Source organism: Pseudomonas sp. B21-053, assembly GCF_026016365.1.
Taxonomy (GTDB): Bacteria; Pseudomonadota; Gammaproteobacteria; order Pseudomonadales; family Pseudomonadaceae; genus Aquipseudomonas; species Aquipseudomonas nunensis.
This window is the reverse complement of record NZ_CP087205.1, coordinates 6,555,151-6,576,880: the sequence shown is the minus strand read 5'-3', so window position 1 is coordinate 6,576,880 and position 21,730 is coordinate 6,555,151. Positions and strand designations below refer to the sequence as shown.

The 21,730-nt window shown below is 60.2% G+C and carries 20 protein-coding genes; 12 read left to right on the top strand and 8 right to left on the bottom strand.

Annotation, left to right across the window (positions count from 1 at the left end; genetic code table 11):
- The first annotated feature begins 413 nt into the window (after positions 1–413).
- On the top strand, positions 414–1,790 hold the full coding sequence (locus LOY68_RS29540; RefSeq protein ID WP_054616881.1) for an L-serine ammonia-lyase: 1,377 nt from the start codon (positions 414–416) through the stop codon (positions 1,788–1,790).
- A 525-nt stretch (positions 1,791–2,315) separates the two neighbouring features.
- The gene (locus LOY68_RS29535; RefSeq protein WP_017341204.1) at positions 2,316–3,419 is read left to right on the top strand and encodes a GlxA family transcriptional regulator; all 1,104 of its coding nucleotides are present in this window, start codon (positions 2,316–2,318) and stop codon (positions 3,417–3,419) included.
- A 109-nt stretch (positions 3,420–3,528) separates the two neighbouring features.
- On the opposite strand, the gene LOY68_RS29530 is transcribed toward LOY68_RS29535, so the two are convergent.
- The 6 genes from LOY68_RS29530 to choX all read right to left on the bottom strand — a co-directional run bounded on the left by LOY68_RS29530 (position 3,529) and on the right by choX (position 8,946).
- On the bottom strand, positions 3,529–3,792 hold the full coding sequence (locus LOY68_RS29530) for a hypothetical protein (protein ID WP_054044229.1): 264 nt from the start codon (positions 3,790–3,792) through the stop codon (positions 3,529–3,531).
- 370 nt (positions 3,793–4,162) lie between these two features.
- Complete coding sequence (locus tag LOY68_RS29525) at positions 4,163–5,326, bottom strand: gamma-butyrobetaine dioxygenase (RefSeq protein ID WP_265041363.1); 1,164 nt, start codon at positions 5,324–5,326, stop codon at positions 4,163–4,165.
- A gap of 13 nt (positions 5,327–5,339) precedes the next feature.
- Positions 5,340–5,816, bottom strand: a complete 477-nt coding sequence (locus LOY68_RS29520) for a thioesterase family protein (RefSeq protein ID WP_265041362.1) — start codon at positions 5,814–5,816, stop codon at positions 5,340–5,342.
- A gap of 124 nt (positions 5,817–5,940) precedes the next feature.
- On the bottom strand, positions 5,941–6,906 hold the full coding sequence (locus tag LOY68_RS29515) for an L-carnitine dehydrogenase (RefSeq protein WP_054616878.1): 966 nt from the start codon (positions 6,904–6,906) through the stop codon (positions 5,941–5,943).
- 133 nt (positions 6,907–7,039) lie between these two features.
- Positions 7,040–7,927 carry a 3-keto-5-aminohexanoate cleavage protein gene (locus tag LOY68_RS29510; RefSeq protein WP_265041361.1) on the bottom strand — a complete coding sequence of 296 codons (888 nt, stop codon included), beginning with the start codon at positions 7,925–7,927 and terminating at the stop codon, positions 7,040–7,042.
- Positions 7,928–8,001: 74 nt separating this feature from the next.
- Positions 8,002–8,946, bottom strand: a complete 945-nt coding sequence (choX, locus tag LOY68_RS29505) for a choline ABC transporter substrate-binding protein (RefSeq protein ID WP_265041360.1) — start codon at positions 8,944–8,946, stop codon at positions 8,002–8,004.
- Between the two features lie 367 nt (positions 8,947–9,313).
- Between choX and LOY68_RS29500 the strand changes: the two genes are divergently transcribed.
- Positions 9,314–10,258 (top strand): GlxA family transcriptional regulator, encoded by a 945-nt coding sequence (locus LOY68_RS29500; protein WP_054044222.1) that lies wholly within the window; start codon positions 9,314–9,316, stop codon positions 10,256–10,258.
- 126 nt (positions 10,259–10,384) lie between these two features.
- Here the strand turns inward: LOY68_RS29500 and LOY68_RS29495 are convergent, their stop codons facing one another.
- Positions 10,385–10,801: a DUF3010 family protein gene (locus LOY68_RS29495; RefSeq protein ID WP_054044221.1), complete on the bottom strand. Its 417-nt coding sequence runs from the start codon at positions 10,799–10,801 to the stop codon at positions 10,385–10,387.
- Positions 10,802–11,007: 206 nt separating this feature from the next.
- On the opposite strand from LOY68_RS29495, the gene LOY68_RS29490 reads away from it, so the two are divergent.
- Together LOY68_RS29490 and LOY68_RS29485 are read left to right on the top strand one after the other, a co-directional pair.
- Entirely contained in the window at positions 11,008–11,304 is a 297-nt protein-coding gene (locus tag LOY68_RS29490) for a helix-turn-helix domain-containing protein (protein WP_265041359.1), read from the top strand.
- Positions 11,301–12,539 carry a type II toxin-antitoxin system HipA family toxin gene (locus tag LOY68_RS29485; RefSeq protein WP_265041358.1) on the top strand — a complete coding sequence of 413 codons (1,239 nt, stop codon included), beginning with the start codon at positions 11,301–11,303 and terminating at the stop codon, positions 12,537–12,539. The genes LOY68_RS29490 and LOY68_RS29485 overlap by 4 nt, the downstream gene beginning before the upstream one ends.
- A 4-nt stretch (positions 12,540–12,543) precedes the next feature.
- Here the strand turns inward: LOY68_RS29485 and LOY68_RS29480 are convergent, their stop codons facing one another.
- The gene (locus tag LOY68_RS29480; protein WP_163911114.1) at positions 12,544–12,945 is read right to left on the bottom strand and encodes a lysozyme inhibitor LprI family protein; all 402 of its coding nucleotides are present in this window, start codon (positions 12,943–12,945) and stop codon (positions 12,544–12,546) included.
- Between the two features lie 231 nt (positions 12,946–13,176).
- Between LOY68_RS29480 and LOY68_RS29475 the strand changes: the two genes are divergently transcribed.
- From LOY68_RS29475 to LOY68_RS29445, 7 genes are all read left to right on the top strand, one after another.
- The gene (locus LOY68_RS29475; protein WP_008033250.1) at positions 13,177–14,154 is read left to right on the top strand and encodes a dipeptidase; all 978 of its coding nucleotides are present in this window, start codon (positions 13,177–13,179) and stop codon (positions 14,152–14,154) included.
- A 162-nt stretch (positions 14,155–14,316) separates the two neighbouring features.
- Entirely contained in the window at positions 14,317–14,847 is a 531-nt protein-coding gene (locus LOY68_RS29470) for a DUF5943 domain-containing protein (RefSeq protein ID WP_008083165.1), read from the top strand.
- Positions 14,848–14,862: 15 nt separating this feature from the next.
- Positions 14,863–16,923 carry a dimethylglycine demethylation protein DgcA gene (dgcA, locus tag LOY68_RS29465; RefSeq protein WP_265041350.1) on the top strand — a complete coding sequence of 687 codons (2,061 nt, stop codon included), beginning with the start codon at positions 14,863–14,865 and terminating at the stop codon, positions 16,921–16,923.
- A 146-nt stretch (positions 16,924–17,069) separates the two neighbouring features.
- Positions 17,070–19,019 (top strand): dimethylglycine demethylation protein DgcB, encoded by a 1,950-nt coding sequence (gene dgcB / locus LOY68_RS29460; RefSeq protein WP_265041348.1) that lies wholly within the window; start codon positions 17,070–17,072, stop codon positions 19,017–19,019.
- Complete coding sequence (locus LOY68_RS29455) at positions 19,019–20,239, top strand: electron transfer flavoprotein subunit alpha/FixB family protein (protein ID WP_054616873.1); 1,221 nt, start codon at positions 19,019–19,021, stop codon at positions 20,237–20,239. Before dgcB ends, LOY68_RS29455 begins: the two co-directional genes overlap by 1 nt.
- 15 nt (positions 20,240–20,254) lie before the next feature.
- Positions 20,255–21,025, top strand: coding sequence for an electron transfer flavoprotein subunit beta (locus tag LOY68_RS29450; protein WP_265041346.1), 771 nt, complete (start codon positions 20,255–20,257; stop codon positions 21,023–21,025).
- A 126-nt stretch (positions 21,026–21,151) separates the two neighbouring features.
- A complete protein-coding gene (locus LOY68_RS29445; RefSeq protein ID WP_054044215.1) occupies positions 21,152–21,718 on the top strand; it encodes a GNAT family N-acetyltransferase in 567 nt (188 codons plus the stop codon).
- The last annotated feature ends 12 nt before the right edge of the window (positions 21,719–21,730 follow it).

Here is a 21,730-nt window from a genome sequence, read left to right as displayed (position 1 = left end):
TTTGGCAGTGTTCCGACTGGACCACCGCACTTATAGGTTGCGGTTGGATGGCGTTTTGGAGACAGCTCTACCACGGCGCCTTGCAATCGAGTCGATACGATCATGTACCAGTGAAAATCTGACGCCTACAGGGTGCGTCGTAACCAGTACAGGGATGGTCGCATCCAGTGTCGGTGACGTCGTTTACAGATTTTTTCAGCCCCTTTTGCCCCTCTGATCCGCTAAAAAACGGCGAAAACGCAGCGTCAAAGACCCGCGGCGTTGGTGGACATGAGTGCGTCGGTGTGAGACGTCGAACGACACCACAAAAGCCTGATGATGCAGCCAATCTGGCGGATTGCAGCTTGAGCGTAGCAGCTCCGTCACTGGGCGCTTTTGCGTCTGGAGTAGGCACATCCAGGAGTTCGGCAGTAATGGCTATCAGCGTTTTCGACCTGTTCAAAATCGGCATCGGCCCTTCCAGTTCGCACACGGTCGGCCCTATGCGGGCCGCGGCGCTGTTCGTGCAAGGTTTGCGTGAGCAGGGTCTTTTGGAACAAGTAAGGCGGGTCGAAGTTCAGCTCTACGGGTCGTTATCGGCCACCGGCATCGGTCACGGTAGCGATAACGCCGTGATCATGGGGCTGATGGGCGAGTGGCCGGACGCGATTGATCCGTCGCAAATCGGCCTGCATATCGCCACTCTGCGTGAAACCGACACCTTGTTACTCGACGGTCGTTTATCGGTGCCATTCATCTGGGCTCGCGACATGCGCCTGATCGACGAGAACCTGCCATTCCACCCGAATGCCATGACATTAATTGTAGAAGGCGATCACGGTGAGCTGCACCGCGACACCTACTATTCGATTGGCGGCGGTTTTGTGGTGGATGAGGCGCAAGCGTCCAGCGGCGTGGTGGATCTGGATCGCACCGTGTTGCCTTACGACTTCTCCAGTGCGGTGGAACTGCTTGAGCTGTGCCAGAAGCACAACCTGCGCGTGGCCGAGCTGATGATGGCCAACGAAAAGGTCTGGCGTAGCGAGGACGACATCCGCGCCGGCCTGATGAAACTCTGGCGCGCCATGCAGGATTGCGTCGATCAGGGCCTCAAGCACGAAGGCATCCTGCCCGGCGGACTCAACGTGCGTCGGCGTGCGGCCAAGTTGCATCGCAGCCTGCAAGAGCTGGGCAAGCCCAACGTGATTGGCTCGACCTTGAGCGCCATGGAATGGGTCAACCTGTTCGCCCTGGCGGTCAACGAAGAGAACGCGGCCGGTGGGCGCATGGTCACGGCACCGACCAACGGCGCGGCGGGGATCATCCCGGCGGTGCTGCATTACTTCATGAAATTCAGCGAGGCGGTAACAGACGCCAACGTGGTGGACTATTTCCTCAGCGCCGCAGCGGTGGGGATCCTGTGCAAGAAGAACGCTTCGATCTCCGGTGCCGAAGTCGGCTGTCAGGGTGAAGTCGGTTCGGCCTGCGCCATGGCGGCGGCGGGGTTGGCGGAGATTCTCGGCGCGACGCCGGAGCAGTTGTGCAACGCGGCGGAAATCGGCCTGGAGCATAACCTGGGCCTGACCTGCGACCCGGTGGGTGGCCTGGTGCAAGTGCCGTGCATCGAGCGCAATGCGATTGCCGCGGTGAAAGCGATCAACGCGGCGCAGATGGCGTTGCGTGGCGATGGCCAGCACTTTATCTCGCTGGATCGGGTGATCCGCACCATGCGCGATACCGGCGCTGATATGCATGACAAATATAAAGAGACATCGCGGGGTGGGTTGGCGGTTAGCGCGGTGGAGTGCTGATTCGGTAAGACCGAGTCGCTCTGATTCGCGGGCAAGCCTCGCTCCTACAAGGGCCATACAAAACCTGTAGGAGCGAGGCTTGCCCGCGAAGAGGCCAGACCAGTCAAAACTGCGCGCTAAGTGAACACCGCCACACAATCACGCCACCTTTTAGCGCGTCGTAATCAGACAAGCGCACTTCCCATGATCCGGGATCCAGTCTGGCCATTACCGCCTGTCACCTGTGCTTGTGGTGACACTCTTCTCCAGCAGCTCGCAGCCCCTGTTCCCACAAGTGCTACCGATTTGCTCACACCCTGCAACACAGAGCATTTGCTCGTCCTGATGGCACTTATAACCCCCACTCTGCGCACGGCTTATATAGACACGCCGCGACGTCGTTTTCAGGAGTTATTGAATGACCATTCAACTTTAGGCATGGCAATTGCTCTGTCATTACAAAGCCCGTCTCCCACGCGAGAACGATGGCAATAACAAGAGCCTCCGCCTGAGGCCATCACCCGCTTTGTGTGAGGAGATACCGCGATGACGACGTTCAACTCCGGGGCTCAACCCCAGAACCGTGCGCCTCAATCCATCGGCTTTCTGCTGCTGGACAATTTCACGCTTATTTCTCTGGCCTCCGCAGTAGAACCCCTGCGCATGGCCAACCAATTGTCCGGCCGCGAGCTGTATCGCTGGACCACCCTCACCGTTGACGGTGGCCAGGTCTGGGCCAGTGACGGTCTGCAAATCACCCCCGACGCCTCCATGCACAAAGCGCCGTCCATGGACACCATCATCGTATGCGGCGGTATCGGCATTCAGCGCACCGTTACCCGTGAACACGTGTCATGGCTGCAGAGCCAGGCGCGTCAATCCAAGCGTCTCGGTGCGGTCTGCACCGGTAGCTGGGCCCTGGCCTGCGCCGGCCTGCTGGACGGTTTCGATTGCAGCGTGCACTGGGAATGCCTGGCCGCCATGCAGGAAGCATTTCCACGCGTGGCCATGAGCACCCGGTTGTTCACCCTCGACCGTAACCGTTTCACCAGCTCCGGCGGCACCGCGCCGCTGGACATGATGCTGCACCTGATCAGCCGTGATCATGGGCGCGAACTGTCCGCCGCGATCTCGGAAATGTTCGTCTACGAACGCATCCGCAACGAGCAGGATCACCAGCGCGTGCCGCTCAAGCACATGCTTGGCACCAACCAGCCGAAGTTGCAGGAAATCGTCGCGCTGATGGAAGCCAACCTGGAAGAGCCGATCGACCTCGACGAACTGGCGGTGTACGTCGCCGTGTCGCGTCGTCAGCTGGAGCGGCTGTTCCAGAAATACCTGCACTGCTCGCCGTCGCGCTACTACCTGAAGCTGCGCCTGATCCGTGCCCGGCAATTGCTCAAGCAAACACCGATGTCGATCATCGAAGTGGCGTCGGTGTGCGGTTTCGTGTCCACGCCGCACTTCTCCAAGTGCTACCGCGAATACTTCGGCATTCCGCCGCGTGACGAGCGCGTAGGGTCGAACACCACGCAACAGGTAGCGATGATGCCGTTGCCGCAAGCGTTGGTGCTGTCGCCGTTGTCCGGGCCGTTGTCGGCGTTGAGTCAGGCGCGTAATGAGTCGACGTTTGCTAGCGTAAGGCTCTAGACCGAGGGGCCTTCACTATTCGCGAGCAGGCTCGCTCCCACATTCGACCGTGTTCCCATGGGGGTACTCGGTCCACTGTGGGAGCGAGCCTGCTCGCGAAGGCAATTTATCAGGCGCTACGACTCTGCTGATACTCCGCCAGCGCCGGCAACAACTGCCTATCAATAGCCTGGCGCACCGCCGGCAGAATGGTCGCGCTGCTGGTGTACATCTGCTTGACCATCGTGCGCAGCACTATCGCCCGCTCATCGTTCAAACCCCGCACGGCACACTCGCACGCCTGCTCGGCCGTGGCGCCGGTCGGGATTGGAAAGCCCAATGATTTCAGCTGGCCCAACAGGTCTTCCTGGTCAATCAAATCGGCGTACATCATGACGCAATCCTTCTTCAGGGAACGGTGTCGTGGATCGATTCTCGTAGGGGTACGGGATGGCGGCAAGGACGATTTGTCGCAATGGCCGCAATACCTATGAACAGGTCGTTTTCGGCTAACTTGCCAAGGAGGGGAGTGGGCACACTGGATTCAGCTGGCTACACGATGGTTTGGTCACCCTCGCGCAACGGCTCCTCAACAGTACCTTGTGCCTCGATCCTGTCACGGCTTGATCGGGGCTTTTTTTTGTCTGGGAATCAGGTGGGTATGTGTTGTTTGGGAGGACGCCTTCGCGGGCAAGCCTCGCTCCTACAGAGGTTTGCGATCCCCTGTAGGAGCGAGGCTTGCCCGCGAAGAACGATGACGCGGTTTACCTCTGTAAAACCAAAATCCGCGACAACAACTCATCCCGATCTACATAACATCCCTGGAAATGCCGGGCACCCGTGGCCGGATCAAACGCATTGCGCGCATGCAAGGTGCGGCGGTTATCGAAGCACCACAACTCCCCCGGATTAAGCCGCGTCATCACCCGGAATCGCGCTTCGCGGGTCATGGCAATAAACCGCCGATACGCCCGATAGAGCTTGGGCATGTCCTCGATCGACGCATCAAACGGCCCGCGCAGAAAATTCGCCATGCGGATTTCCGACACTTGCCCCAATGCATCGAGGGCGATGATCGGCGCCAGGCAGCGGTAGTCGCTGTGGCGGTCCTTGTTGCGAAATTCCACGGGGATTTCGCATAAGGCCTGGAACGCCTCCGGACTCTCCACCCGCAACGCCTCGGCGATGGCAAAACCGTCGACGAAAATACTCTCGCCACCCTCGGCGTCATTGACCAGGCAATGCAGGAATTGCAGCCCCGGTTGCAACTCTCGGGTCGGCAAGTCGCTGTGCAGCGGCAGGTTGAAGGCGGTGTAGGCGTTGCTGTCGGCGTCGGCCTTTGATTGCACGTTGAACAGCACACCGAAATTGCTCTCGCGGATAAAAGAAATCCGCTGGGCGATCAGCTTCAGCGAGCCGGGTTCGGTGGGCACGCCGCGAACCTGGGTCAGGCCGATATCCCGCACCGCGAGCAACCATTGCAGCAAGGCGTGGTTGTCGTTCATCAGGGCCTGATACTCGAACACAGGCAACTTCAGATCACTGTTCCAAAGCAGGGATTTCTGTTTGGCCGCACGCCGTTCGGCGCGGGATTCGTCGTCGTAGGCATGCGCTCGCAACCAGCCCGGATCGAAGCGGCTGAGGTGGCCATCCTGCCAGTCAATGTGCAGGCAGCCGTCGGTGTCGAGAAGCGCGGCGCTGGGTGTCAGGTTTTCAGCGACATCGACGATTTCCAGCACTTGTTCGCGGGTGACGCTGTAGACGCACAACGGGCATGGGCAGTTGTCCCGCAGCCATTGGTGATGAAAGGGACTGACGCGACCATCGGCCCACGTCACTTGAACTTGATCCGCCAGGGTTTGCACGGCGGTTAACGCGCTGATCAACGGATAGGTGCGGAAGTCGGCAAAAGCGGCGGCGGTGTTCATGGCGATCTCCTGGTTATTTTTTTGGGGGCAGTGCGATCACTCGGCCAACGTAGTCAGGGGTAGGCAGGTCGGTTTGTTCGGCGACGATGGCTTGCAGTTTGGCCAGGGTGTCTTCGCTGAACGGCGCTGAGCGCGGCCCGGCGAGGTCGACGTGCAGCAGCATTTGCTCGTTGCCGGCCAACTCTTTGTCACCGCCCACCAGGTGCAGGCTGTGGTAGAGGTGCAGGCGTTTGCTGTCGTGGGCGATGATTTGGGTGTGCACTTCGACGTCGGCGTCGAGCTTCACTTCGTGCAGGTAGTTGAGGTGCAGTTCGAGGGTGAACAGCGAGTTGCCGCTGGCTTCGCGGTTGTTGCTGTCCATGCCCAGGCGATCCATCAGGGCGTCGGTGGCGTAGCTGAAAATCAGCAGGTAGAAGGCATCGCGCAGGTGTCCGTTGTAATCGACCCAGTCGGGGATGATTTTGGTTTGGTAGGTGGTGAGAGCGGGCATGATGAGTGATCCAAGATATGTGGTGACTGGACTGCCGCTATCGCGAGCAAGCTCGCTCCCACATTGGAACGCGGTCACCTGTGGGAGCGAGCTTGCTCGCGATGGGGCCAGACCTGCTGAGGCGTTACTCGCTGAACGCCATCCCATGCTTCTCTTTGGTGGTTTTCACCGCTTCCAGCACCGCCAGCAGGCAATCATCACGATAGCGTTCCAGCGCCGAGATGCTATGCGTGCCCAACTGATCACTGGTGCCATCCACCACATCATCGATCAACTTGTCAGTCAGTTCCGGCGCTGGCAAATAGGTCCAAGGCAACTGCAACGCCGGGCCGAATTGCGCCATGAAGTGCCGCATACCCGCATCGCCACCGGCCAGGGTGTAGGTCAGGAAAGTGCCCATGAACGACCAGCGCAAACCCGCGCCAAAGCGAATCGCATCGTCGATTTCACCGGTAGTCGCCACGCCATCGTTGACCAGGTGCAGCGCTTCACGCCACAGCGCTTCGAGCAGACGGTCAGCGATAAATCCCGGCACTTCCTTGCGCACGTGCAGCGGACGCATGCCCAAGGATTCGTAGACTTTGATCGCCGCTTGAATGGCTTCCGGCGCGGTGTTCTTGCCGCCGACCACTTCCACCAATGGCAACAAGTAAACCGGGTTGAACGGGTGCCCGACCACGCAGCGTTCCGGGTGGGTCGAGCCCTCGTAGAATTCGCTCGGCAACAGCCCCGAGGTGCTGGAGCCGATCAGCGCATTGGGCTTAGCCGCGGCGCTGATTTTTGCGTGCAGTTCGAGTTTGAGTTCGAGGCGTTCCGGGGCGCTTTCCTGGATGAAATCCGCATCGCGCACGCATTCTTCAATGGTCGCGACAAAGCGCAGGCGATCTTGTGAAGCGCCGGGTGCCAGGCCTTGTTTCTCCAGCGCGCCCCAGGCATTCGCGACCCGCTTGCGCAGTGCCGCTTCGGCACCGGGCGCCGGGTCCCAGGCCACGACGTCGAGGCCATGGGCGAGGGCGCGGGAGACCCAACCGCTGCCAATGACACCGCTGCCTAGCGCGGCGAAGGTTTTGATTTCGGTGATAAAGCTCATGGCGACTTCCTTAATAATTTTGGTGATCCCCTGTAGGAGCTGCCGCAGGCTGCGATCTTTTGACTTTGGTTTTCAAAAACAAGATCAAAAGATCGCAGCCTGCGGCAGCTCCTACATGGGTTATGCGTAAGGTTTAACCGCGCTTGGTCAGGCCCATTTTTGCCCGGCCTTCCGCCGGGGTCAGGACGCGCGCACCGAGGCGGCTGAGGATTTCGCCGGCGCGTTCGACCAGTTGGCCGTTGGTCGCCAGCACGCCTTTGTCCAGCCACAGGTTGTCTTCCAGACCGACCCGTACGTTGCCGCCGAGCAGCACCGCTTGTGCGGCCATCGGCATTTGCATGCGGCCGATGCCGAACCCGGCCCAGACCGCGTCGGCTGGCAGGTTGTCGACCATGGCTTTCATGGTGGTGGTGTCGGCCGGCGCGCCCCACGGGATGCCCAGGCACAGCTGGAACAGCGGGTTGTCGAGCAAACCTTCCTTGATCATCTGCTTGGCGAACCACAGGTGACCGGTGTCGAAGATTTCCAGCTCGGCTTTCACGCCCAGCTCTTGAATGCGTTTGGCGCCAGCGCGCAGTTGTGCCGGAGTGGACACGTAAATCGTGTCGCCATCGCCGAAGTTCAGGGTGCCGCAATCCAGGGTGCAGATTTCCGGCAACAATTCTTCAACGTGGGCCAGACGGGTCAGCGGGCCGACCAGATCAGTGTTCGGGCCGAACTCCATCGGGTTCTCGCCGGAGCCGATTTCCAGGTCGCCGCCCATGCCGGCGGTAAGATTGACGATGATGTCCACGTCCGCCTCGCGGATGCGCTCCATCACTTCGCGGTACAGCGCGACGTCGCGGCTGAACTTGCCGGTTTCGGGATCGCGAACGTGGCAGTGGACCACGGTGGCGCCAGCCTTGGCGGCTTCCACGGCGGCGGCTGCGATTTGTTTCGGGGTGACCGGCACATGTGGGCTTCTGGCGGTCGTGTCGCCAGCACCGGTGAGTGCGCAGGTGATGATGACGTCGTGGTTCATTTGTCAGATCCTTACAGGCGTGATTTAGCCGTCCGCAGCCCATGCAGGGCTGCGAATCGGTGGTTCAATCGGGTTTATTTACTGGTCAATTGCAGGTTTTCAGCCGCTGGTTTGCCATCGAACGTGGTCACACCTTCGAGCCAGCGTTGCTTGTCTTGCGGGTGATCATTGAGCCATTGCTTGGCGGATTCGAAGGCGTCCTTGTGATCCAGCAGCGGCTGCATCATCCGGCTCTCGTCTTCGGCGGTGTAGGTCAGGTTGCTGAGCAAGCGGCTGACGTTCGGGCATTGCTGTGCGTAGTTCGGCGCGGTGACGGTCCAGACCGTGGCCATGCCTTCGTTCGGGCCCAGGGCATCTTCGCTGCCGGTGAGGTAGGTCATCTTCACGTTGACGTTCATCGGGTGCGGCGCCCAGCCGAAGAACACGATGGCTTCGTTGCGTTTGGTGGCGCGAGTGACGGCCGAAAGCATCCCGGCTTCACTGGACTCGACCAACTGGAATTTGCCGAGGCCAAACTGGTTCTTGGCGATCATGTCCTTGATTTGGGTATTGGCGCCCGAGCCAGGCTCGATGCCGTAGATCTTGCCGCCCAGTTCTTTTTCGAACTTGGCGATGTCGGCGAAGGTTTTCAGGCCCTTGTCGGCGAGGTAAGTCGGCACAGCGAGGGTGGCGCGGGCGTCTTTCAGGCTTGGCGCTTCAAGCACTTTGACCTGCTTGCCATCGACGAACGGGGTGATGGTCTGGGTCATCAGCGGGTTCCAGTAGCCCAGGAACATGTCCAGGCGCTGGTCGCGGATCCCGGCGAAGATGATTTGCTGGGACGCACTGGTTTGTTTGGTGTTGTAGCCGAGGCCATCGAGCAATACCTGAGTCATGGCGCTGGTGGCGATCACATCGGTCCAGTTCACTACACCCATGCGCACGTTCTGGCACGCGGCGGGGTCGGCGGCCATGACATTGGCGCTCAACAAAGCGGTACCGCTGAGTGCAAGAACACAGCTGCTGATCAGTCGTTTCATGGTGGGTTCCTCGGCAGGTCGTTATTGTGGGTCCGGTGTCTGTATCCGGTCTTGCGGATAGCGCTCACATTTTGGCAAGTGGCTGTTGTCCTCAGGCAAGGCGCCGCGACGAGTCATAGCGCTATGACGAGGAGCGGCAACGCAGCATGAGGGCAACAGACGCTGCCAAAATTGAGCAGCTATTCGTAAGACCGGATACCCCAGCGCCGGTGATGACCAAGTTACGCAGCTATGCCCCCGTTAAAGCGCACTGCGGCGACCAGCTCTTGCACTGCAGCGACCTGCCCCCTTGAATGCCATCGACAAGTGGCGTATCAACGTCCACACGCTCCCCGCCCTCACGTTCCCCGCCAGTCGAGTGCGCTCCATGTCCCAGGATTTCTACTTCATGTTGATGCCGGGTTTCTCGGCCATCGGTTTTATCTCGGCCATCGAGCCGCTGCGGGTCGCCAATCGCTTTCGCGGCGAGCTGTATCGCTGGCATGTGCTGAGCGCCGATGGCGGTGCGGTATTGGCCAGTAACGGCATGTCGGTCAACGCCGATGCGGCGCTGGAACCGCTTAAGAAAGGCGCGACGCTATTGGTCGTGGCTGGTTTCGAACCGCTGAAATTCGCCACGCCCGCGCTGGAGCACTGGCTGCGCCGACTGGACAACGAAGGCGTGACCCTCGGCGCCATCGACACCGGCAGCTTCGTCCTCGCCGAAGCCGGTCTGCTCGACGGCCATCGCCTGACGCTGCACTGGGAAGCCATCGACGCGTTCAAGGAATCCTATCCACAGCTCAGCGTCACCCAGGAGCTGTTCGAGATCGACCGCCGCCGCATCACCTCGGCCGGCGGCACCGCCTCCATCGACCTGATGCTCGACCTGATCGGCCAGGCCCACGGCCCGGAACTGGCGATCCAGGTCAGCGAACAATTCGTACTCGGGCGCATCCGCCCGCGCAAAGACCACCAACGCATGGAAGTCGCCACGCGCTATGGCATCAGCAACAAGAAACTGGTGCATGTGATTGGCGAGATGGAACAACACAGCGAACCGCCGCTGAGCACGCTGGAATTGGCGGAGTCGATCAAGGTGACACGGCGGCAGTTGGAGCGGCTGTTTCGCCTGCACCTGAACGACACACCGAGCAATTTCTACCTTCGATTACGCCTGGAGAAGGCGCGGCAGTTGCTGCGCCAGACCGACATGAGCGTGCTGGAAGTGAGCATCGCGTGCGGGTTTGAATCACCGTCGTATTTCACCCGCAGCTATCGGGCGCGGTTTGAGCGGTGTCCGCGAGAAGACCGACGTACCGCAAAGGTCTGAGCCACACAAAAAACCAATGTGGGAGCGGGCTTGCTCGCGAAAGCGGTGTGTCAGTCGAGATATGAATTGACTGACCCACCGCTTTCGCGAGCAAGCCCGCTCCCACAGGGGGAATCTGCTGCGCTCTTACTTCTTCACCAACGCCGAACACGCCGCTTTATAAGCCTCATGCTGATACTTGTTCAGCGTCCCCGGCAGTTCAAAATTGTGCTTTTTGGCCTGGGCATTGATCGTCTGCGGCGACAACAGCGTCACCTCGCAATTCTCCAGCAACTGAAAAACACCCTCGATCTTGAACGTCGTCGGCCCACCGGCAAACTCACCCTTCTTGCTGCGCTTCTTGATCGCAATCCGGTCAATGGAGTTCTCCCGCACAAACGATGCAACCTGAGCGGCGAAGACCTTGACGTTGGCAGCCTCGTCGTCATCGTCCAGGGCGATTTTCTTGGTGGCCAGGGCGACGTGGCTCAAGGCCTGACCGTCAAGAGCGGCCACGGCGATGATCGCTTCGCTGCCTTTGATTTCGATGCCGCAGATGTTCATTGGATATTCCTTAACGAGCTGATGGCGGAGAGCTTACAACTCAATCTGAAGTGTGCAGTGAACGGTGGTTAATGCTTACTATGTTAAAGGTCAATATATTGTCTTTTATATGAATTAACATAAATTAAATGGCTAAATATAGCCTTATAAAAATAAGATACTCGTTGCGCTGCTACACTTGCTCACACTCCAAAGGAGGTCGAAGAATGGCCCTTACCCATATTCTCTACTCCCCCGGAGAGATTGCCTCTCAGATCGCCGAGAATGCCAAGCGTCTGAGGCTCAGCAAAAACCTCTCCCGGCGGACCCTCGCACAAAAGTCCGGCGTACCGGAATCGAACATCAAGCGTTTCGAAACCACTGGTAAGATTTCGCTCGATGGGTTGTTGCTTATCGCGATTTGCCTGGGAGCTGAGGAGCCGCTGACAAATTTGTTTGCCGCAACTCCGGCGCTGACACTCCAAGAACTGAAAAACTACGAAAGGGCTCGTGGCCGACAATGAAATCCGTCAAAGCGCTCAGCGTCATGTTTCAGGAGTCGAGGGTCGGCGAGTTGGTCGCGATTCCTCGTCAGGGCTTGTTTTTCTCCTATGACCCGGGTTGGTTGGCGAAAGGATTCAACTTGGCCCCGTTTCATTTGGAATTCTCGATTAACCCTCAGAAAGCGGCCGACGTAGGATTATTCGACGGCCTGCACGGTGCTTTCAGTGACTCTTTGCCCGATGGCTGGGGTTTGTTGCTGATGGATCGGTTTTTTCGAAGTCAGTTGGGCGTTGAGCGCCACGCAATCAGCCCGCTGGATCGTCTTGCGTATATGGGCAATCGAAGCATGGGCGCGCTTGAATATGTTCCGATGTTCGAAACCATTGAAGCAGACGAAGACCTCGATCTGGCTGCGCTCTATGAGGCATCACAAATCATACTTTCCGGCAGCGCCGACGAGGTCATCACGTCGCTGCGGCTCGCAGGTGGTTCCCCCGGTGGTGCCCGGCCCAAGGCGGTTATCGGGCTTTCGCCAGACCTGCGCCGGGCGGTTTCGTCATTCGGTCGGATGCCTGAGGGTTATGAGCATTGGTTGATCAAATTTCGCAGCGAAGAAGAACATCGGGATAGCGGTGCCATCGAGCAGGCGTACGCATTGGTGGCGCGTAGGGCCGGGATCGAGATTTCCGAGTCGAAACTGTTTCAAGTGGAAACCGCCAGGGGCACAGAGCAATTCTTCGCCACGAAACGCTTTGATCGAGAAGCAGGTTTCAAACGTCATATGCTCACCGCTGCGGCGATTTTGTACGCTGACTTTCGCGCACCAAGCCTCGATTACAGCGACCTGCTGCGAGCGACTTGGGCAATGACACGGGATGCTATCGAGGTCGAAAAAATGGCCCGATTGATGGTTTTCAACGCTCTCGCCCACAACCGCGACGATCATGCGAAGAATTTCTCATTTTTTGGCGGAAGTGATGGCTGGAAAATGGCCCCGGCTTACGATCTGACCTTTTCCAGCACTGGGGGGCGTGGGAACGAGCACACCACGGCATTCGCTGGCAGAGGCAAACCCACACGCAAAGCGCTCACTGAGGTTTGCAAACCGTTTAGCTTTCTTGAGCCGGAACGCTACATCGAACAGACGTTAGACGCTTTTTCCGGGTGGCACCTCTGCTGCGCCGATCTTGAGATCAATAACGAGCAGAGCCACAAACTGCAGACCGTGCTCGAATCCGTGTGGCAAACGCTCTAACGCCTCACTCCTGCGAAATCGACTCCAAAAACTCCGACCGCTCATCACTCATCCGCGCCACGCAGTCATTCTGCGCAATGGTGAACGCCTTGCTACCGCTCGTCGCCGGGAAGGCTTCCACGGCGCAATCCGCATCACGGGTTTTCAGCCATTGCTGCTGGGCGACCTTGAGTTTTTCCGTGATGTCGCTCAATTGCGCCTTGTTTTTGCCGTAGACCGACTGCAGGCGCTCGTTCAGGCCCTGGTAGTTTTCTTTGAGCAGATCTTCGGCGGTGGTTCTGCTGTAGGCCGAGCATTCCAGGGTCTGGACGTCGTTTTCGACGGCATCGCAGGGGTTGTTGTCGGACTCTTCAGCCGCCTGTACGCCGGTCGCTATCAGTGCCAAAGCCAGGAAGATCGATTTCATTGCGTCGCCCTAAATCCAGTAAGCATCCATTGATGCGCCGAATTCTGGCGCATGCGCAGGCCCTTGAACAGGTGCGTGATCGGTCGCGGTGACGACCCTTTGTCGCGGATTGACGCTTTCGGCAAACCCCCTGTCGTTTTTGCACCCGGCTGCCCCGGTCCTCAGGCATATGCTGGCCCCAAAGCGCCGGCACACGATTCGGCGCATGAATCGCTAATAGGGGACAGCCTGATGAGCCCAGCCGAATTGCACGCCGACAGCATCGTTATCGACGGGCTGATTATCGCCAAGTGGAACCGCGAGCTGTTTGAAGACATGCGCAAGGGCGGTCTGACCGCGGCCAACTGCACCGTGTCGGTGTGGGAGGGCTTCCAGGCCACCGTCAACAACATCGCTGCCAGCCAGAAGCTGATCCGCGAGAACAGCGACCTGGTGATTCCAGTGCGCACCACTGCCGATATCCGTAAGGCGAAAGAGCAGGGCAAGACCGGCATCCTCTTCGGCTTTCAGAATGCCCACGCCTTTGAAGACCAGATCGGCTATGTCGAGGTGTTCAAGCAGCTCGGCGTCGGTATCGTGCAGATGTGCTACAACACCCAGAATCTGGTCGGCACCGGTTGCTACGAGCGCGACGGCGGCCTGTCGGGCTTCGGTCGTGAAATCGTCGCCGAGATGAACCGTGTCGGCGTCATGTGCGACCTGTCCCACGTCGGCTCCAAGACTTCCGAAGAAGTTATCCTCGAATCCAAGAAACCGGTCTGCTACTCCCACTGCCTGCCGTCGGGCCTGAAAATTCACCCGCGCAACAAATCCGATGAAGAACTGAAGTTCATCGCCGATCACGGCGGTTTCGTTGGCGTGACCATGTTCGCGCCGTTCCTGGCCAAGGGCATCGATTCGACCATCGACGACTACGCCGAAGCCATCGAATACACCATGAACATCGTCGGCGAAGACGCCATCGGCATCGGCACCGACTTCACCCAGGGCCATGGCCAGGACTTCTTCGAATACCTGACCCATGACAAGGGCTACGCCCGCCGCCTGACCAGCTTCGGCAAGATCATCAACCCGCTGGGCATCCGCACCGTCGGCGAGTTCCCGAACCTGACCGAAACCCTGCTCAAGCGCGGCCACTCCGAGCGCGTGGTCCGCAAGATCATGGGCGAGAACTGGGTCAACGTCCTCAAGGACGTCTGGGGCGAATAAATAACGATCCCTTTTAGCAGCTGCCGAGGCACGAGGCTGCGTTGCGGTCCGCAGGACCGCCCTCGGGGGCCGCTTCGCAGCCCAACGCAGCCTCGCAGGCTCGGCAGCTGCTACGGATGCTACGGCACACCAACATAACGAATTTTCTGGAGTTAAGTTTCCATGGCCAAGATCGCCCCGCAATTGCCAATCGAAGTCGACAGCGAAACCGGTGTCTGGACCTCCGACGCCCTGCCGATGCTGTATGTACCGCGTCACTTCTTCGTCAACAACCACATGGGCATCGAGGAAGTGCTGGGCGCCGAAGCCTACGCCGAGATCCTCTACAAGGCCGGCTACAAATCCGCCTGGCACTGGTGTGAGAAAGAAGCTGAATGCCACGGCCTGGAAGGCGTCGCGGTGTTCGAACACTATATGAAACGCCTGTCGCAACGCGGCTGGGGCCTGTTCAAGATCCAGGACATCGACCTCGACAAAGGCACCGCCAGCGTCAAGCTCGAACACTCGGCGTTCGTCTATGTGTACGGCAAGGTCGGGCGCAAGGTCGACTACATGTTCACCGGTTGGTTTGCCGGCGCCATGGACCAGATTCTTGAGGCTCGCGGCAGCAAGATTCGCACGGTTGCCGAGCAAGTCTACGGTGGCTCCGAAGAAGGCCACGACGACGGCCTGTTCACCGTCAAGCCGTTGTAAGTCGAGGAACCCGCCATGGCTTTCGAAGCAATGTTCCAGCCGATCCAGATCGGCAAACTGACCATCCGCAACCGCGTGCTCAGCACCGCGCACGCCGAGGTGTATGCCACCGACGGCGGCATGACCACCGACCGGTACGTCAAGTATTACGAAGAGAAAGCCAAGGGCGGGATCGGCCTGGCGATTTGCGGCGGTTCCTCCAGCGTGGCCATCGACAGCCCGCAAGGCTGGTGGAAGTCGGTCAACCTGGCCGATGACCGGATCATCCCGCACTTCCAGAACCTGGCCGATGCCATGCACAAGCATGGCGCCAAGATCATGATCCAGATTACCCACATGGGCCGGCGCTCGCGTTGGGACGGCGAGCATTGGCCAACCCTGCTGTCGCCATCGGGTATCCGTGAACCGGTGCACCGTGCGACCTGCAAAACCATCGAGCCGGAAGAAATCTGGCGGGTGATCGGCAACTACGCCAGCGCCGCCGCGCGCGCCAAGGCCGGAGGCCTGGACGGCGTTGAACTGTCCGCCGTGCACCAGCACATGATCGACCAGTTCTGGAGCCCGCGAGTCAACAAGCGTACCGACGAATGGGGCGGCAGCTTCGAGAACCGCATGCGTTTTGGCCTGGAAGTGCTCAAGGCTGTGCGGGCGGAAGTCGGACCGGATTTCTGCGTTGGCATCCGTCTGTGCGGTGACGAGTTCCACCCGGACGGTTTGTCCCACGAAGACATGAAGCAGATCGCCAAGTACTACGACGACACCGGCATGATCGACTTCATCGGCGTGGTTGGTTCGGGTTGCGACACCCACAACACCCTGGCCAACGTTATCCCGAACATGAGTTATCCACCGGAGCCGTTCCTGCATTTGGCGGCCGGTATCAAGGAAGTGGTCAAGGCCCCGGTCCTGCACGCGCAGAACATCAAGGACCCGAACCAGGCGACCCGTATCCTGGAAGGCGGCTACGTGGACATGGTCGGCATGACCCGCGCCCACATCGCCGACCCGCACCTGATCGCCAAGATCAAAATGGGCCAGGTGGACCAGATCAAACAATGCGTCGGCGCCAACTACTGTATCGACCGTCAGTACCAGGGCCTGGACGTGCTGTGCATCCAGAACGCCGCGACTTCCCGTGAATACATGGGCGTGCCACACATCATCGAGAAGTCGACCGGTGTGAAACGCAAAGTCGTGGTGGTCGGTGCCGGTCCTGCGGGGATGGAAGCAGCGCGCGTCTCCGCCGAACGTGGCCACGACGTGACCCTGTTCGAGAAGAAAGAATTTATCGGCGGGCAGATCACCACCGCCTCGAAAGCCCCGCAACGGGACCAGATCGCCGGTATCACTCGCTGGTTCCAGCTTGAGCTGGCGCGGCTGAAAGTCGACCTGCGCCTGGGTGTGGCGGCCGATGCAGCGACCATTCTCGACCTGCGTCCGGATGTGGTGGTGCTCGCCGTCGGCGGTCATCCATTCCTGGAGCAGAACGAGCACTGGGGCGCGGCTGAAGGTCTGGTGGTCAGCAGCTGGGACATCCTTGACGGCAAAGTAGCGCCGGGCAAGAACGTGCTGGTCTACGACACCATTTGCGAATTCACCGGGATGTCCACCGCGGACTTCCTCGCCGACAAGGGCAGCCAGGTCGAGATCGTCACCGACGACATCAAGCCGGGCGTGGCGATTGGCGGTACGTCGTTCCCGACGTACTACCGCAGCATGTACCCGAAAGAAGTGATCATGACCGGCGACATGATGCTGGAGAAGGTCTACCGCGAAGGCGACAAGTTGGTGGCGGTGCTGGAAAACGAATACACCGGCGCCAAAGAGGAGCGGGTGGTGGACCAGGTCGTCGTTGAAAACGGCGTGCGTCCGGACGAAGAAATCTATTACGCGCTGAAGGAAGCGTCGCGCAACAAGGGCCAGATGGACATCGAAGCCTTGTTCGCGATCAAGCCGCAGCCATCGCTGAGCCAGGCGGGTGACGGCTACTTGCTGTTCCGCATCGGCGACTGCGTGGCCCAGCGCAACACCCACGCGGCGATCTACGACGCGCTGCGGTTGTGCAAGGATTTCTAAGCCAGGCTAACCCCCTGTAGGAGCTGCCGCAGGCTGCGATCTTTTGATCTTCAAAAGTCGCGACACCTGAAGATCAAAAGATCGCAGCCTGCGGCAGCTCCTACGCCGACCGCGTTTCTTCAAGATGTACTGGCGGGAGCTCCACCATGTTGAACACCCTTCTTCCAATCCTGTTGTTCGCCGCCCTGGGCCTTGCTGTCCTCGGCGCGTTGCGGCGGGTGGCTATGTGGCGCCGGGGCCGTGCCTCGAAGGTCGACCTGATCGGCGGCCTGTTCGCCATGCCCAAGCGCTACATGGTCGATTTGCACCACGTCGTCGCGCGGGACAAATACATCGCCAACACCCACGTGGCCACGGCCGGTGGTGCGGTGGCGTCGATTGTGCTGGCGATCCTGGTTCACGGTTTCGGCCTGCACAGTCGAATTCTCGGCTTTGCGCTGCTGATTGCCTCGGCGGTGATGTTCGTCGGGGCGATCTTCATGTTCCTGCGTCGTCGCAATCCCCCGGCTCGCCTCTCCAAAGGGCCGTGGATGCGTTTGCCGAAAAGTCTTCTGGCGTTCTCCGCGAGCTTCTTCCTGTTGACCCTGCCGGTCGCCGGCATCCTCCCGGAAAACTTCGGCGGTTGGGTGGTGGCGGCGATTCTGGGCGTCGGTGTGTTGTGGGGCGTTAGCGAATTGTTCTTTGGCATGACCTGGGGCGGGCCGATGAAGCACGCCTTCGCCGGTGCCTTGCACCTGGCCTGGCACCGTCGCGCCGAACGTTTTGGCGGTGGTCGTTCCACCGGTTTGAAACCTCTCGACCTCAACGATCCAACCGCGCCATTGGGTGTGGAAAAACCAAAGGATTTCACCTGGAACCAACTGCTCGGCTTCGACGCCTGCGTGCAGTGCGGTAAATGCGAAGCCGCGTGCCCGGCGTTCGCCGCCGGCCAGCCGCTGAACCCGAAAAAACTGATTCAAGACATGGTGGTCGGCCTCGCTGGCGGCACCGACGCCAAGTTCGCCGGCAGTCCGTACCCAGGAAAGGCGATTGGCGAACACGCAGGCAATCCGCATCAACCGATCGTCAACGGTCTGGTGGATGCAGAAACCCTGTGGTCCTGCACCACTTGCCGCGCCTGCGTCGAGGAATGCCCGATGATGATCGAGCACGTCGATGCCATCGTCGACATGCGCCGTCACCTGACCCTGGAAAAAGGCGCGACCCCGAACAAGGGCGCCGAAGTCCTGGAAAACCTGATCGCCACCGACAACCCGGGCGGCTTTGCGCCGGGCGGGCGGATGAACTGGGCGGCGGATTTGAACCTCAATCTGATGAGCGAGAAGAAGTCCGTCGACGTGCTGTTCTGGGTCGGTGACGGTGCTTTCGACATGCGCAACCAGCGCACCCTGCGCGCCTTCGTCAAAGTGCTGAAAGCGGCCAAAGTCGACTTCGCGGTGCTCGGTCTTGAAGAACGCGACAGCGGTGACGTGGCCCGACGCCTGGGCGATGAAGCAACCTTCCAGCTGTTGGCCAAACGCAACATCCAGACCTTGGCCAAGTACAGCTTCAACCGCATCGTCACCTGCGATCCACACAGTTTCCATGTGTTGAAAAACGAGTACGGCGCCTTTGACGGCAACTATCTCGTGCAGCACCACAGCACCTACATGGCCGAGATCATCGGCGCTGGTGCGCTCAACCTCGGCCAACACAAAGGCAGCAGCGTGACCTATCACGATCCGTGCTACCTCGGTCGCTACAACGGTGAATACGAGGCACCGCGCGAAGTGCTGCGTGCCCTCGGGATTGAAGTGAAGGAAATGCAACGCTCCGGTTTCCGCTCGCGCTGCTGCGGCGGTGGCGGCGGCGCGCCGATCACCGACATTCCGGGCAAGCAGCGGATCCCCGACATGCGCATGGACGACATCCGCGAAACCGGCGCCGAACTGGTGGCCGTGGGTTGCCCACAATGCACCGCGATGCTCGAAGGCGTGGTCGAACCGCGTCCGCTGATCAAGGACATCGCCGAACTGGTGGCCGACGCTTTGCTCGAAGACGCTGCACCGAGCAAGCCAAACACCCCGGCCAAACGTGAACCTGCGGAGGCCCACTGATGAGCGACATTATCCGCCGCGACCCTCGCGCCGAATGGATTGCCCGTAACCGTTTGCACCCGCTGCACGCGGCGATGCAACCGGCGCAGCACAGCTGGATGGGGCCGAACGGCGTCATCCGCAAGAATCTGCACGGCATTGGTTTTATCGGCCCCAACGGCATTAAGCGTATCGACCGCAGTGGCGCGCAACAGGGCGGGGCGACCAAGCGCTCGGCCGCTGTTGAAGTGCAATTGCCGCTGCATCAAGTGGCCGCACCGGCCTTCTACATCAGCGTCGTACCGGACATGGTCGGCGGCCGCTTGAGCAGCCACGACCGCGACTTGCTCGGCCTGGCGCATCAACTGGCCGGCAAGGACGGTGCGGTGTTGGCCGTGGTCTTCGGCGAACACAAGGAAAACGCCTTCGCCACCGCCGGCGTTGATCGCCTGCTGGTACTTGAGGGCGATCAATTCAATGGTTATGCACCGGAGCAACGGGTCCAGGGCCTGCGGGCTGTGGATAACCAGTTCAACCCGCGTCACTGGTTGCTGCCGGACAGTCGCAGCGGTGGCGGTGAACTCGGTCGGCGCTTCGCCGCGGCACTGGGCGAGCGCCCGGCCACACGGGTCTGGCAGGTCAAGGATCAGGAATGCATCGGCCGCGCTGGCGCTGGCCTGCAAGACCTTGCCCGCCCGGTTGCACGGTTGATCCTGGCTGCCGTCGAGTGCGCCGAACCGGTCAGCGAAACCCGTCACGAAGCCTTGCCGGTTGAGTTATCCACAGCCGTGGTGCGCAGTCTGTCGCGCATCGAGGATTTGGGCGCGGTGGCGGTGGACCCGGCGGCGATTCCGATGGCCGAAGCGGAGTTCATCTTCTCCGGCGGCAATGGGGTCAAGGACTGGGGACTTTTCCACAGGACCGCCGAAGCGTTGGGCGCGACCGAAGGCGCCTCCCGGGTGGCGGTGGACGATGGCTTTATGGCGCGGGACCGTCAGGTCGGCGCGTCTGGCACTTGGGTCACTGCACGGGTCTATGTGGCCGTGGGGATTTCCGGGGCGATCCAGCACCTGCAAGGCATCGGTGCCTGCGACAAGGTGGTGGCGATCAACCTCGACCCGGGCTGCGACATGATCAAACGGGCCGACCTGTCGGTGATCGGCGAGAGTGCCGAGATTCTTCAAGCCTTGATCGATGCGATGGCGGCTTATCGCAACGACGCCAAGCGCGATGCGGCTTAAGGGAAGGAAAAGCTCATGAGTACGAACGTCATCAGCCTGGTGTCCATCGGCGCCCACCCGACCTCCGGCCGGCCACGCCGCGCCGAGCAAGACGCGCGCGCCGTGGAACTGGGCCTGCAACTGGCTGGGGATAACCTGCAAGTGCTGCATGCCGGCGACGTTGCGGAACCGGCGCTGCGTGCTTATCTGGGCATGGGCCTGGAACAACTGCATGTGCTGGAACAACCGCAAGGCGCCGATGCATTGCCGGCGTTGACCGCTTATTTGCGCGACGCCGGGGCTCAAGTGGTGCTCACTGGTAGCCAGGCGGAAACCGGTGAAGGCTCGGGGATGCTACCGTTCCTGTTGGCAGAAAGCCTCGGCTGGCCGCTGGTGGTGGGGTTGGCTCAGGTGGAATCCATCGACGGCAATTCGGCCCTGGTGCTGCAGGCCTTGCCTCGTGGTCAGCGGCGTCGCTTGAAGGTTCGGTTGCCATTCCTGGCAACTGTGGATAACGCGGCGCCGAAGCCTCGACAAAGTGCTTACGGGCCGGCTCGGCGTGGGGTGTTGCAGGCGGATGAAGTCGAAGTCGTCGACGATGAATTGCTGGCGGTCGCAACCCTGCAACCGGCCAAGCCTCGGCCTAAGCGCCTGAAAGTGATCAAGGCCAAAAGCGGCGCCGATCGCATGAAAGCCGCGACGGCCAAGGCCAGTGGCGGCGGTGGGCAAGTGCTGAAGGGCGTGACGGCGCAAGCGGGGGCTGAAGCGATTCTCAAGTTGCTGATCGAAGAAGGCGTGGTTCGCTAACCGAAAACCAACACCTATCTAAAAATGTGGGAGCGGGCTTGCTCGCGAAAGCGGTCATTCATTCAACATTTTTGTCGACTGACACACCGCCTTCGCGAGCAAGCCCGCTCCCACAGGGGGAAAACAATGGCAGTGGAATTTCGTTCGGCCCTGCGCTCGGATGCGCGGGAGATTGCTCGCTTGTTTCAGATTTCATCAGAAGGCGCGGCGGATTACATCTGGAGCCAACTGGCCCAGCCTGGCCAGGATCTGCTGGAGGTCGGCGCCAGTCGCTACGCCCGTGACGATGTAGATTTCTCTTATCAGAACTGCCTGATCGCGGAGGCCGAGGGCAACGTGGTCGGCATGCTGCACAGCTACGTGATGCGCCATGATCCCGAAGCCGCTCCCGTGACCGATCCGGTGCTGGCGCCGTACGCCACGATGGAAATCCCCGACACCCTGTATATCTCGAGCCTCGCCCTGCACGAAGGCTGGCGCAATCAGGGGCTGGGCCAACAATTCCTCGCCTACGCCTACGACCGCGCCAACCAGTTGGGGCTCAATGGCCTGAGCCTGATCGACTACGCCGCCAACACCGGCGCCCGGCGGTTCTATGAGCGGCATGGGTTCCGGATTGTGGACACCTGCCAGATCACGCCGCATCCGATGATTCGGGTGACGGGGGAAGCGTATCTGATGTACCGCCCGTGAGGGGTGGTCTGC